12 protein-coding genes and 1 pseudogene are annotated in these 13477 nt (G+C 69.0%); 11 read left to right on the top strand and 2 right to left on the bottom strand.

From position 1 onward, the window contains the following. Nucleotides 1-3 precede the first annotated feature (3 nt). Nucleotides 4-657, bottom strand: a complete 654-nt coding sequence (locus tag C569_RS0110010) for an HAD family phosphatase (protein WP_036345490.1) — start codon at nt 655-657, stop codon at nt 4-6. 525 nt (nt 658-1182) lie between these two features. Here C569_RS0110010 and C569_RS0110005 point away from each other — a divergent pair. The 11 genes from C569_RS0110005 (at nt 1183) to C569_RS30010 (ending at nt 12100) form a co-directional block, all read left to right on the top strand. After that, the gene (locus C569_RS0110005) at nt 1183-2508 is read left to right on the top strand and encodes a nucleotidyltransferase family protein (RefSeq protein ID WP_018785646.1); all 1326 of its coding nucleotides are present in this window, start codon (nt 1183-1185) and stop codon (nt 2506-2508) included. Beyond that, a complete protein-coding gene (locus tag C569_RS0110000) occupies nt 2505-3470 on the top strand; it encodes a hypothetical protein (protein WP_018785645.1) in 966 nt (321 codons plus the stop codon). The genes C569_RS0110005 and C569_RS0110000 overlap by 4 nt, the downstream gene beginning before the upstream one ends. Nucleotides 3471-3540: 70 nt before the next feature. After that, nucleotides 3541-4704: a nucleotidyltransferase family protein gene (locus C569_RS30020; protein ID WP_081635929.1), complete on the top strand. Its 1164-nt coding sequence runs from the start codon at nt 3541-3543 to the stop codon at nt 4702-4704. 214 nt (nt 4705-4918) lie between these two features. Continuing rightward, the gene (locus C569_RS0109990; RefSeq protein ID WP_018785643.1) at nt 4919-6016 is read left to right on the top strand and encodes a hypothetical protein; all 1098 of its coding nucleotides are present in this window, start codon (nt 4919-4921) and stop codon (nt 6014-6016) included. Between the two features lie 2 nt (nt 6017-6018). Further along, nucleotides 6019-6660, top strand: coding sequence for a nucleoside monophosphate kinase (locus tag C569_RS0109985; RefSeq protein ID WP_196806707.1), 642 nt, complete (start codon nt 6019-6021; stop codon nt 6658-6660). Nucleotides 6661-6693: 33 nt separating this feature from the next. Next, the gene (locus C569_RS0109980; RefSeq protein ID WP_018785641.1) at nt 6694-7437 is read left to right on the top strand and encodes a hypothetical protein; all 744 of its coding nucleotides are present in this window, start codon (nt 6694-6696) and stop codon (nt 7435-7437) included. Next, complete coding sequence (pyk, locus tag C569_RS0109975) at nt 7437-8474, top strand: pyruvate kinase (protein ID WP_018785640.1); 1038 nt, start codon at nt 7437-7439, stop codon at nt 8472-8474. Before C569_RS0109980 ends, pyk begins: the two co-directional genes overlap by 1 nt. Then, complete coding sequence (locus C569_RS0109970) at nt 8471-9610, top strand: acyl-CoA dehydrogenase family protein (RefSeq protein ID WP_018785639.1); 1140 nt, start codon at nt 8471-8473, stop codon at nt 9608-9610. Before pyk ends, C569_RS0109970 begins: the two co-directional genes overlap by 4 nt. A gap of 17 nt (nt 9611-9627) precedes the next feature. Beyond that, on the top strand, nt 9628-10824 hold the full coding sequence (locus C569_RS0109965) for a hypothetical protein (RefSeq protein WP_018785638.1): 1197 nt from the start codon (nt 9628-9630) through the stop codon (nt 10822-10824). Then, entirely contained in the window at nt 10821-11111 is a 291-nt protein-coding gene (locus tag C569_RS31725; protein ID WP_018785637.1) for an acyl carrier protein, read from the top strand. The genes C569_RS0109965 and C569_RS31725 overlap by 4 nt, the downstream gene beginning before the upstream one ends. Then, a complete protein-coding gene (locus C569_RS30010) occupies nt 11108-12100 on the top strand; it encodes a methyltransferase (protein WP_018785636.1) in 993 nt (330 codons plus the stop codon). The genes C569_RS31725 and C569_RS30010 overlap by 4 nt, the downstream gene beginning before the upstream one ends. Nucleotides 12101-13189: 1089 nt before the next feature. Here the strand turns inward: C569_RS30010 and C569_RS33655 are convergent. Further along, nucleotides 13190-13477 (bottom strand): annotated as a pseudogene (locus C569_RS33655) (ISAs1 family transposase); the annotation flags it as partial.

The raw sequence follows: 13477 nt of genomic DNA, 5'->3' as shown, positions 1-13477 counted from the left end.
TGTCTACGACTGTGCGGTGGGCACGCCGAGCGCCCGCCACAGTGTCGGGTCGCCGAGATTGGCGACCGCCAGATCCGCCGGCACGGCCGTGGCGCCCACACGAACCACGAAGAGACCGGCCCGGGTCGCGGCCGCGAGCCCGGACGGGCAGTCCTCCACCGCCACCGCATCGGCCGGGTCGACGCCGAGGATTGCGCACGCCGCCCGGTAGACGTCCGGCGCGGGCTTCGGCGCGGCGACGTCGTCGCAGCCGAGTACCGCGTCAAACGCCTGGGCCAGCCCCACAGCGGTCAGGTAATGCCGCACGATCACCCGTGGCGTGTTGGACACGACCGCCAGCGGCCGGGTGCCGTGCAGCGCGGCGATCAACTCGACCGCGTACGGCATCGGCCGGGTCTCGTTGGCGGTGAGCAGGGCAACCATGCGGGCGCTCAGCGCAGTGTGCTCGCCGGGCCGGTCGAGCAGCGTCGCGAGCGCGCGCCCGAGTGGCTCCAGCGGCATACCGACCAGCCCTCCCAGATGGACAGCCGGGTCGAAGACGCGTCCGCACCCGGCGAACAGCGCCGTATAGGCCCGCTCCCAGGCCCCGAGCGTGGCGACGAGTGTGTTGTCGCAGTCGAACACGACCGCGCCGCGTGGTGCCCGCCGGATCGTCATAGGCGGAGGGTACGGCCGCCCGCCGGAGGGAGGCCAGATCCTATCAATCTCCGGCCTGCCCCCGCACCCGTCCTGACCTTCAAGATCGACTTAAAAAGCGCCCACAATCCAGTCGGAAGTGTGTCGGGATACGGGTTCAGTGCATCGGCGGCGATCATAGTGCTTGCCGTCGCCCAAGAGGCCTGCTAACCTCCTAGTCAGGCACGTCGATACGTTTTCTCGTCAATGCATTTCCCTGGGGAAATGGAGGTGACTCACGACCCGGAAACGTTCGATTCGGATCTTGCGGGCGGGTAGCTGCAGCCGTGGGGCGCTTACGTCAAGCCCCAATGTGGATGAGAAACGTCCTCAGCGGCGCCACCACCCGTGAAGGCCAATCCTTCTCGGAATAGTTCGCGGAGCCCTGCGTAGTTCAGGCACGCGACATGGCCATTTCCGGGGCACGTGACACTTCGAACAGACCAGCACAGTCAACGGGGGTTGTCGGCATTGAAAAGGTCGGAAAGAAGGGCACATCTGCGCGCCTTGCGCAGTCTTGCCAGCGTCCAGTCGCTCTTCACGATCGAGCGGTCCGTCGCAGCGATCGACGCCCTCGGTGCCGCCGAGGCGAGCCGCTTCATCGACACACTCCGCATGCGCACGCTGGTCAGCCGTCGGCTCGCCGACCTGCCGTCGCCGAGTAACGCCGTGCGCGACTGCCAGGCCGCCCTGGCGGTGAAGGTCGCCTCGCTGGCCCACATGCACACGGTGCTGCAAGCCAACCTGGACAGGCTCGAACGCGTGGCCCGCGACACCAGGCTGGCGATTGTCGCCGGCAAGGGGCTCGTGGCCCACACAAGGTATCCAGATCCGTCGATCCGTGACTTTAACGATCTCGACCTGTTCGTCGGTAACCACACCGACGCGTTCCGGCTGTCCGCGGTGCTACGCGGCGAGTTCGGCTACACGTTCCAGGACAACGAGTTGCCCTGGCTCAAGGTCGACCCTTCCGACGGCATGGTGTACGGCCAGATTGCCCACGTGGCGCCGCGCGGAGCCGGCGACATGCTGAACGTCGATGTCCACTTTGGGGATTACTCGGTCCGCCACTGCGGCCGGCTGCGGATCGCTGGTGGCCTCACCCGAGACACCTCCGGCCTGCATCTTCTCGCCCCGGAGGACAACCTGGCCTGCGTGGTCAACAACGCGGCCGGCGACTACTTCGTGACCGCGAAGGACACCAACGACCTGCTGCTGGGTATCACCGCGCCGGATTTCGACCTACCACGCTTCTTGGGCCTGATCCGCCAGGCGCGGCTCGACGGCTTTCTCGGCTTCATGATCCGCACGCTGCGCGAGACGACGGTGTTGACTGAGGAGCAGGAACGGCGCTTCCGCGAGATTCCGCCGGCGTTGACCGTCGAGCCGCCGCCACGGCCAGACGCGCCCAGCTGGACCCTGCGCTGCCTGGGTACCACGTTGCATGCCTTCGCCGTACGCCGGGACGCGGGCCTGATCGCGGCCGGCCGGACGGCGGCGAACGCGTTCTCCTACTACCGCAAACGGTTGCAGCTGCGCGCGGTGCACGGCGGCGGGCGCAATGCCCGGGCTGCCGAGTGGAATCCGTGGACCTGCGTGCGTCTGGTCCCGCTGGATATGGCGACGGGCCTGTTGGAACAGCCCGGCGAGGCGGCGTACACCGACGCGGCCAGCAGTTTCATCGGCGGCGACAAGGAGTTCGAGCGGTTCGACACCGCCGCCGGCATGTACTTCCGGATCGGCGACGAGTTCTTTGTCGGCACTGTCGAGTACGACCTGTCCGCCGACGTGATCCGCCAGGCCCGGGCGGCGGCCGCGGTCCGCACGCGATGATCGACCTCACGGGGCCGATCCGCCCATGGCCGGAGCGGCTGGTGGTCCGCTTCGCTGCGGCGCACGAGCGCGCTCTGTGCGCGACGTCCTGGTGGCGCACGCCCGCGCCGCGCGGCGAGCCGGCGCTGCTCGACCAGCTGGCCGAGCTGGCCGGGGCACCGCCGGAGCGCACAGCGGTCGTCTCGGGGGTGCGGCAGTTCGCGTCGGCCTGGGCAGGGCGGCCGACAGTCCCGACAGTCACAGTGGTCGAAACGCCCACGTTCGCTGATATACCGGAGATCATCGGTGCCCGGGGACGGGTCGTATGCGCGGCGTGGGAGGCGCTGCCCGCGCGGTCCGAGCCGGTCACGATCTGGCTCACCAGCCCGTTCCGCAATCCGGACGGCCGGTCACTTGACGCGGGCGTCATCCGGGCGCTGGTCGCTGGCGGACACACCGTGGTCGTAAACGAGGTCTACCGCTGGTACGCCGACGAACATGCCGCGTCGGACGGGGTATGGACGGTGACGTCGCTGGCGAAGATCGCGGGCGGCGGTGTGCGGCTCGGCTGGGTGACCGCCCCCGAGGACGCCGCCCTGGGCTGGGAGTCCACGGCCGGTGCGCCGCCGACCGCATGGCAGCGGGCCTGGGCGGACTTCCTGACCCCGGCGACGTTGCGGACGCTGCGGCAGGAGTGCGTGGAGCCCACCCTTGATGCGCGGCGCGCCTTCACCGGCCGGATGCACGACCTCACCGGCTGGACGATCACCGGCGGCGGTCCGTCCCTGTTGCTGGAGACCACCCGGCCCGAACCCGAAACCGTCGACGCGCTGGCCCGGCACGGCGTGATGGTCTCGCCCGGCCGCGCATTCCGCAGCGACGTCGCGTCGATAAGGCTTTCCTTCTCCGGTGCGACCGTGGCCGAGGCGGAAAAGGCCGCCGAAATCCTGGCCGGGCTGCACGAGGAATTCCTCTCGACATGACGACACACATATCTGAATCGGTTTGACAGACGCACGATTTTTTTCGCCACCCGCGACGGGAGTTCTGGTGATGGAAACAACAGCGCTCGGTGCGTTGCGCCCCGAACACGAATTACTGCTCGCGCTATCGAGGCCCGAACTGACCATCGAAAAACAGCAGGAGATCCGCGCATTCCTGGCCGCGCACGGCACCGAAATCGGCTGGGGCGAGTTCCTCGACCAGGCGTGCCGCCACCAGATGCTGCCGCTGATCGGCCGGCACCTCTCCCGGCTGCGGCTGACCCACTCCGACGCGGGCAAGCCGCTCGTGCCGTACCGGTGGATCTATTCGGACGTCTACGAGGGGAGCCGGCGACGCAACCAGGTGCTGGCTGACGAGTACGCCCGCGTTCTGCGCGCCCTCAACGCCGCCGGCGTGCGCTACCTGATCCGCAAGGGCCCGGTGCTTGGCGAGCACTACTACCACGACCTGGCCGCACGGCGGATTTCCAACATCGACGTCTTTCTGCGCCGCAGCGATTACCCGAGGCTGCAGGAAGCCGTGACCGGCCTCGGCTACCGGATGGGCGAGCTGGATGCCACCGGTTCTTCCATCGTGCCGTTCGACCGGCGCACCGAGCTCTACTGGAAGGTCAACCTCACCAACACGTCGCTGCCGTACGCCCGGGTCGGTGACCGCGACCTGGTCGAGTCGTACCTGGTCTCGAGCATGTTCAGTCTCTTCCAGCCGATGCTCGGCATTAGAGACGACGCCGACGACTTCCTCGACCGGAGTATGCCGATCAGCCTGTACGGCGTGCCGGCCCGCATGCTGCACCCGGCCGACCAGATCCTCGACGCCTGCATCCAGATCCATCTACGGGCCACGCTCTTCTACTACATCGAGAGCGGCAAGGACCTGCTGGTCCGCAACTTCCTCGACCTCGTGCACCTGCTATTGGCCGCGAACCCGGAGACGCTTGACGACCTGCGCGCCCGGGTGGCGAGGTTCGGCTGCGGGGCCAGTGCCTACTACTCGCTCGTGCACACCTGGCAGCTCTATCCCGATCTGGTACCGGAGAAGTTCGTCGACGAGTTCCGGCCGGCCGATACGGCCTACCTGAACGAATACGGCGCCTTCGACGGCGGCCGGTTCACGTGGAAGCGCACCTTCGCCGAGCGTCTCTTCGACCCGCGCCGAATCGACGAGGTGGCGGCGTGCAGCAAGGTCCCAGGGCCACGATCCGTGGTTTGACCACGACGAACGGAAAGAGAGCGTCTTGCCGGACTCGTTGTTCAGACAGATCGCGCTCACGCCTGCGCGGCAGCCGCTCGACCGGCTGCGTGACTCCATCATCGACTCGTTGACGCCGTACCGCCGGCACGGTCCAGTGCATGCCTCGACCTGCTACGTCTGGCCGTCGTCGGAATGCCCGGTCGGTTGTGGTCATTGCAACTACGCCTCGCCGATGTCGCTGGACCGGCTGACCCGCTACAGCGTGGCCCGGGATCCGGAGCCGGTGCTGCGGGTGATGAACGAAATGCGGCTGTGGAAGGCGGTGCTCTCCGGTGGCGGCGAGCCAATGGTGGAGCCAGAATTCTGCGAGCGGTTCGTGAACGAGATCGACTCGCCGGACCTGGCGGAGATCGAGCTGATCACCAGTGCGCACTTCGCCGCCGACGAGGCCGAGACCCGGCGGCGCCTGAGCGGCCTGGTGGACGCGTGGCGTACCCGTGGATCACACCTGACAGAGGCCGCCTTCGCAATCCGGATCAGCCTTGACTGGTTCCACGCGCAGCGGATCGGCGTCGAGCCGGCCGCCCGGGTGATCGAGATGCTCGGCGAGTCGGAGATGAGCGATGTCGACTGCTACCTCCGCTCGGTGCTGCTCGACGGTGACAGCACCATGCCGGACCTGGCCAAACGGCTCGGCGGCGAGCTGAGCGCGCTGGAGGACTACCAGCAGGAGATTCGGCTTCCGGACGGCCGGAGCGTGCTCGTCTACTACAAGAATCTGATCGTCGAGGGGCGGATGAACCAGCGCAAGCTCAATCGGCTGCCGGTCAGCCTGCCCACCGAGTCGCACGCGGATGTCTTCGGCAAGCGGTTCGTCGACGACGCCGGCAAGCACGTGCCGGCCCGCACCTACAACGGGCCGACGGTCAAGCACCTCGACGGCCTGGCCTGCCTGATCCTGGACGACGGCTCGGTGCGCATTCTGGAGGGCAACGACCCGCGCCGTTGTCCCGACGTGCGCCGGGTCTCCGGATGGGACGAGGCGATCACGTTCCTCTACGCCGACCCGATCACTGTCTACCTGGTCGACGAGGGCCCGCAGTCGTTGGCTGGGCTGATCGCGCCGGCCTTTCCGGAGGCGGTGCGGGTCGCGTCCGACACCAACCAGCTCTACCACCTCACCGAGCTTCTGCTCGACACCCCGCAGAAGCGGATGTACGCCATGCTCCGTGCCCTCGACCTGCACATCGCTGAGGGCCGGGTCACCGGGGATGCCGCACTGCTGCACCAGGCGTGGACGATGCTGGCCGAGCACGGGGTCAAGCTGTGAAGGTGCGAGTCTGCCCGGTCACCGGGCCGCCTGGGGCGGGAAAGACGACCGCCCTGCTGTCGCTGGCCGACGAGCATGACTGGCTGGCCCGGTTCGGCGTCCGCGACTACGGTCTCGAGCTGGCCGGGGCCGGTCATCCGCTCGGCCTCGCCATGCGCGACTCGCTGCTGCGCGGGCAGCTGCTGGCCAACGACGTGGTCCGTGAGGAGTTTACCCACTTCCTCGCCCGGCTGCCGGGCGACGTTCAGGTCGTCGCGGTGGAGGGCTACCCCCGGGACCCGGCCCAGTGCGTCGACTTCGAGGAGGTTGTCGAGGCGGCTGGGGCGCGGGTCGGCGCGATCGTCGTGGTCGATGTGCCCGACGACCTGGTCTGGTCCCGGGTCGCGGACCGACGGATCTGCGCCGCCTGCGGTCGACCCGTGCCGGTTGGTCCGGCGCCGGGCTGCGCGACGTGCGGCGGGCCGATCACCCGGCGTGGCGACGACGCGATGAATTTGCTGGCCGCCCGGCTCAGCGATTACCGGCGGCTGACCGCCGAGGTCGGCGCGTACTTCGACGAGCGCCGGCTGCTGCGCCGGGTCGACGGCACCGGCAGCGAGCTCGACGTTCGGCGCGAACTGCGAAACCTGCTGCTGAACACCTAACCGGAGAGGATTATTGTGCAGTCCACTATAGACATGATGGCGATGCGCCGGGCTGCGTTGGACGCGATGGCCGGCCTGCCTGAGCCGCCCGGTTCGCTCTCGGCCGAGGCGATCCGGATCGACGCCGGCCCGCAACCGGATCCAGGCGTGCTGGCCGTGGCGGTGCGGGACCGCCTGCTGCGCGACGCCGGCCCTGGTGCCGCCCTGGTGACCGGCCTCGACGCCGCCTTCGACGTACTGCGGGCGAGGAAGTTCCACGAGGCGCTCTTCGCCGCGGTCTGGGAGCTGGTCGAGCCCGCCGCCGGCGACGAGGTGCCGGGGAACGGTTACAAGGTCAAGATGAACGTGATCGCCGACGGCGCGATTCCGCTGGAGCTCTACGGCAGTGCGTGGAGCTTCAAAGAACTGCACATGGACCGCGACGCGCTGATCTTCTCGCACCTGTACGGCCCGACGGCCGGCTTCGACGGCGGTGCGTTGCTGCTGGCCGATGTACGCGCCTACATGGGCCGCCACAGCGCTGGCTTCACCGACCTCTTCGATTGGTCGCAGGAGCCGACTCCGGGCAGCAAGCCGGTGCTGCGCGCCGAGCACGAGTCCGCTGTGCTGGCCGAGTACGGCGCCAATGTCGGCCCGCTCGGCCCCGGCGAAATCCTGTTCGTCAACAACCTTCCCAGCGCCGGCATCCTGCACGGCGCGACCCCAGTCGAGGTCACCGACCCGGACGGTTACGTCCGGGAGTACCACCGGTGCAGCGTTCGAAGGGTGAACCGGTGATGCGAGCCGTCGAGATCGTCGCCACCCTCGGGCCGATCAGCGAGACCCCGGCCTGCATTGACGGGCTGGTCGCGGCCGGCATGGACGTGGTCCGGCTGAGCATGAGTAACGGCAGCCGGGACCGACACCGCGCCACGGCCCGGATGGTCCGCGAGGCCGCCGCCGTACACGGCCGCAAGGTGCGCCTGCTAGCCGATCTGCAGGGCCGCAAGAACCGCCTCGGCGGATTTCCGGACGGACGGTCGCACTGGGCCACCGGCGACGAAGTCACGCTCACCGCGTGGCCCGGCCCGCTCGCGCCGGACCGCACCTGGATCACCCACCCGTGGAACCCGTCGAAGGTCCGCACTGGTGCGACGGTCCTGATCGACGACGGGACAATCGTGTTGACCGTACGCGAGGTGCGCCACGGCCTGCTGCGCTGCGTCGTCGCCGATGGGGGGCCGGTCACCGATGGCCGGGGCGTCACGTTGCCCGGCGCGACCGTCTTCACGCCCGGGCTGACCGAGCGGGACGCCGACGACCTGCGGTTCACGCTGGAGCTCGGCGTGGAGGAGGTCGCCCTGTCGTTCGCCGAGACGCCCCAGGACCATGAGGCGGTACGGGCGCTGGCCGGCGACCAGGCCGCGGTGATCGGCAAGGTCGAGAGCGAGGCCGCACTCGAGCGCCTGGACGCCCTAGCCGACGCGTTCGACGGGCTGATGGTCGCCCGCGGTGATCTGGGCCAGGAGTTGCCGTTCGAGGACGTGCCGGCCGCGCAGCGCAGGATCCTGGCCGCGTGCGCCGCCCGCGGCAAGACCGGCATGGTTGCCACCCAGGTGCTGTACTCGATGCGCACCCACCTGCGGCCCACCCGCGCCGAGGTCGCCGACGTCGCGCACGCGATCCAGACCGGCGCGACGGCGTTCGTGCTGACCGGCGAGACCGGGTACGGCAGGCATCCGATACACGTGGTCGACATACTGCGCCGAATCATCGAACGCACCGAGCACGACGGCGTCGATGTGCGGGGCCGGGCCGCGGTGGCCGGGTCATGAGCGCCACGGAGCTGCTCGCGCCGATCGCGCCGGTGGCACGCGAGCACGCGGCCTCGCACGACGAAAGCGCGACCTTCCCGAGCGAGGCGATGAGCGCGATCCGCGCGCACGGGCTGCTCGGCCTGCTGGTCCCGGTCGAGTACGGCGGCCTGGGCGCGGACTTGGCCACGTTCGTCGGGGTGGCGGCGGGTCTCGCCGCACACTGCCTGTCGACCGCGCAGATCTGGGCGATGCACTGCTTCCAGGTCGACGCGATCGCCCGGCACGGCACACCCGAGCTGCGCGACGCCCTGCTTCCCCGGGTCGCCGCCGGCGAGGTCTACATCTCGTCTGTGACCAGCGAGCGGGGCCGCAAGGCGGACCTCTTCAGCGCCGGCACGCCGCTGCACGCCGACGGCGACCGGCTGCTCATCGAGCGCAGCGCGCCTGTCGTCACCGGCGGCGAGCACGCGGACGGCTACCTGATCACCATGCGGGCAGCGCCGGACGCCGCCGAGTCGGAGGTCTCGCTGGTCTACGCCGACCGCGGCGACCTGCAGACGGAGATCACCAGCGACTGGCACTCCCTCGGTGTGCGCGGCACCGCCAGCGTCGGGATGACGCTCAAGGGGTCGGTGCCGCGGTACCACGTGGTCGGGGCGCCCGGCCGTTTCGCCGAGGTGGCCCGGGAGTCGATGGTGCCGTTGTCGCATCTGGGCTGGTCGGCATGCTGGCTGGGCACGGCTCGCGGCGCGCTCGCCGAGGTGGTTCGAGCGCAGGCCAGAGGTGCCCGCTCTGACCTGGAGTACGCCCGGATCGGCCGGGTTCGGGTGTCGCTGGAACTGGTTAGCGCCTACCTCACCCGCATGCGCGAGGAGGTGGAGCGGGCCCGGGCCGACGGCGCCTCGCTGAGCGGCTCGCAGGTGCGCCTGCAACTCAACACGCTGAAGATCGCCGCCTCGGAGCTGACCTTTCAGGCAGTCAACGACCTGATCCAGATCGCCGGTCTGCGGACCGGCTACCTGCGGAACTCCCCCATCCCGCTGGAGCGTCACTTCCGCGACCTGCGCTCGGCGAGCCTCAACCACGCCAACGACGCGCTGCTGGTCGGCGTCGGCGTGTTGTCCATGTTAGACAGATCGGTCACGCTGATCTGACGATCCGAGGAGGTGACATGCCCACCTACGTGGTCGAGCTGGCCAGGCCGGTCCCCGCAGCGCACGGCGAGCAACTCGCCCGACGCGTGTACTACTTGGCCCCCGACATCGACACATTCGACCTGGTTCACCACGGCGATGAGGTCGTCGGGGTCCGGGTGACCACGGCCGGCGACGCCGACCCTGCGGCGCTGGCTCGACGGCTGGACGAGGTCAACGACGCCGAGGTCCGGCCGCAGCGGCTTGTCACACCCGAGGTCGCCTGGCGCTCCCCGCACGCCGCCGAGCCGGCCGACGGGGTCTTCGACGCGCTGGTGACGGGCGGGGTCGTGCACGAGATGGGCGACGGCGTGATCGCCGTCGGACCGCCGTTCACGAACGTGCTCGCGGCGTTGGACGCCCGGGTGACGCGGATCGCGGTCGAGCGGTTCGGTGCGGTGGAGTACCGCTACCCGACTCTGATCAGCACGGAGACCCTGCGCCGGGGCGGCTATCTGAGCTCCTTCCCGCACTTGATCATGTCAGCCGGGCGGCTTTGCGCCGACATCGACGTCTACCGCGCGTTCGTGGCCGCGTTGGAGGGTGGTGACGATCCCGCCAACCTGCTGCAGCGGTACGGTACGCACTCCGGCTACTGCCTGCCACCGACGATGTGTTTCCACACGTACCAACAGTTCAGCGGCCAGACGCTGACCGCCGGCACCACCGTGGTCACCGCCCGTGGCAAGTCTTTCCGGTTCGAGTCCCGCTACCACCGGTCCCTGGAACGGCTGTGGGACTTCACGATCCGGGAGGTCGTCGTCATCGGCGACGAGGCCTCCGTCGCGGGGGTACGCGCGGAGATGCTGGCCGCCGCCTGCGAGCTGGCCGAGGAACTGGGGCTGGCTGGCACTGCGGAGTCGGCGGACGACCCGTTCTTCGCCGGGCCGGCCGTGCCGCGTCGCGTGCTGGCCCAGCGGCTCAACCGGCTCAAGTACGAGCTGCGGCTGCCCGCCGAGCAGGGGCGTACGATCTCGGTCGCGTCCTTCAACGTGCATGGCACCACGTTTGGCGAGCCGTACGGCATCCTGCTGCCGGACGGCGCGGTCGCGCACACCGCGTGCGCCGGTTTCGGCCTGGAGCGCCTTACTTTCGCGCTCTTCTGCCGGTACGGCGCCGACATCGCCGGATGGCCCGTGCGGCTGCGCGTCGAGATGCTGGGGGATCCGCGATGACCGACAACACGCGGTGGCCTCCCGGCTTCGAGGCCCTGCTACGCAGGTACCTGACCATCGACGAGGGTGCCGAGCTCACGCCGGAGATGGCCCTAGCCGAGCACGGCCTCGACTCGATGGCCACCGTCAGCCTGCTGCTCGACCTGGAGAGCGAGTACGCGGTGACGATCCCCGACGACAGGCTGATGGACTTCGTCACCACCGACGTCGGCGGGCTGTGGAAGATGCTGGCCGACGCCGGAGCTACCCCGTCGGTCGCCCGTGACGGCGGAGGGATGAGTCGATGACGTCCGATATCGCATACCTCCGGTCGGTGGCGCTGGGCTACCGGCTCAGCCAGGCGCTGTACGTCTTCGCCGAGTTGGGCGTCGCTGACCTGCTCGCCGCCGGCCCGGCCACCCCCGATGCGCTGGCCGGCCGCTGTGGTGTCCACCCGCCGTCGCTGCGGCGCCTGCTGCGGGTCGCGGGCGCGATGGGCCTGATCATCGAGGGGCCCGGCGGTCTGCAGGAGCTGACGGACCGCGGCCGGCTGCTGCGCAAGGATGTTGAGGGCTCGCAGTGGGGGCGGGTGCGCGCCGTCGGCGAGCCCTGGCACTGGGGTCCGTGGGGCCGGTTACTGGAGACGGTCAGCACCGGCAAGTCCGCGTTCGAGACCGAGCACGGCGCCAACTCGTTCGACTACTTCGACCGCACGCCGGGCGCCGGCGACACGATGATGTCGAGGGTCACCGACGAGGCGAGGGTGCGCGGCGCGGCGATCGCGGACGCGTTCGACTTCTCCGGCTCGCGGCACCTGGTGGACGTTGGCGGTGGCCGGGGTGCGATCCTCGGCGTGGTCCTGAGCCGGCATCCGCACCTGCGTGGGACGCTGATCGATCTGCCGTACGCGGTCGAGGGCGCGGCCTCCGTCCTCGACGAGTTGGGCGTCGCGGACCGATGCGACGTCGTCGCCGGAGACTTCCGCTCCGGTGTGCCCACTGACGGCGATGTCTATCTCCTGTCGGCGGTCGTGCATAGCTGGAGCGACGACGACTCGGCTCGGCTAATCCGCCGCTGCCTCGCGCACGGAGAGCGGGTGCTGGTCGTCGACGAGGTGCTCGCGGACGCCGGGCTGCCCGCGCTGCTCAAGGATCTGCAGCTGATGGTCTTCTCCGGCGGGCGGCTACGCACGATGGAGGAGTATGAGAGCCTGTTTGCGCGGGCCGGTGCGCGCCTGCTGCGGCATCAGGTGATCCGCCCCGGTGAGCTGCTCTTTGAGGGGGAGGCCCGGCGGTGAGGGTGGCCAACCCGGCTCGTGCGGCTGCTGCGGTGCGCGTTTCGAATACCTGTCGAGCCTTGTCGGCTGGGTACTGCCCGGCAGCCGTAGGCGAGGGTCCGGGACACCATGCCGACCAGGACGGCGAGCGCCGCGTCCTGATCCACCTCCGCCAGGTGCGTCGCCAGTTCCTCCCCCCTACTCGTTGTTGGGATGGACGGCACGCGCGTCGGCATCGACGTCGCCCCGGGCCTGCTCGCCGCCGAAGACTGCCATCGCGACGAAAACTGGCAGGTAGGACATCCCGGGTCACAGGAATGCACAGTTCCTGAACCACCTTCTCCTAAAGGTCGTAGCGTTTAGGTCACCTACGACCAGCCGTCGACAGCGGCCCGATATGCCTGCCCGAAGCATCCGCCGCAGTCGAGTCGGTGGCGCCGCCTCTGATTCCAAGATCCCAGCGCCGGACTCATCTCATACCGAGCGGCGAAGGACGTCTCGCGGGCCAGCCGTTCAGGTTTCTCGACGGCAACGACGAGCAGCGTCGCGGCGCTGTCGGCACCGACCCGCGTACATGCGATGAGACCCGGCTGAATCAGGCGAGATGAACTTCAGGATCATAGCGCCCTGCGTGGCCTCGACATCAAGCTCGGGGCGGCTCCACCCAACCGTCATCCTGGAGGTTTTCGGGGGGTGATCCAATACTCCATCGACCAATATGAGGCCCTGGCCAGCATTCGAGCTGGCCAGGGCCTAACCTTGAGCCGCCTGACGGAATCGAACCGTCGACCTACCCTCCTCGACCCCTGCGATCTTGGCGTCGTCATCGCCTGTCGGCATTTGGCGCTGAGCTGCGCAAACGACCGCACAGAGTGATCATCATTTATCGCCGCTGGTCAATCGTTAGCAAGGTTTTCGAGGGGTAAACGGGGGGCGACAACCAGGCGCGGCGCATCGCTGTCGCTGGTTCGCACCCCGCCGGGGCACGTCCCAGAACTGGCAGTGCCAGCGGGCACGTTGATCATTGAATCGACATCTCCGCTGCCACTACCGCGCAACGAACGGCGATGACCTCACTCAGCCCTGGTGGCGCTCATGGCCAGGGCCTGATCAAGTTCCGTAGACGTCGGAATCGTTGGTGATGCCCAGGATGGGCAGTGCTCGTTGGGGTTCGTCGCGGATCGCTCGGGTGGTCTTGGCGATGTTGTCGGCTCCGAGGGTTTTCAGCACGCCGATGGCGAGGTTACGCAGCGTTGCCATGGCCCGGGGTGCGGTTCCGGCGTGGACGGTGGAGGCGTCCTCGGCGAAGGTGACATCCCTGATGTGGTGTGAGGAGTTTTCCACTGCCCAGTGCCCGCGGATCGCGGTGGCCAGGTCGGCTGGGCTGGCCTGGTGGGC

It is taken from the genome of Micromonospora sp. CNB394, assembly GCF_000374985.1.
GTDB classification, from domain to species: Bacteria; Actinomycetota; Actinomycetes; order Mycobacteriales; family Micromonosporaceae; genus Micromonospora; species Micromonospora marina.
This window is presented reverse-complemented; position numbering and strand designations above follow the sequence as displayed.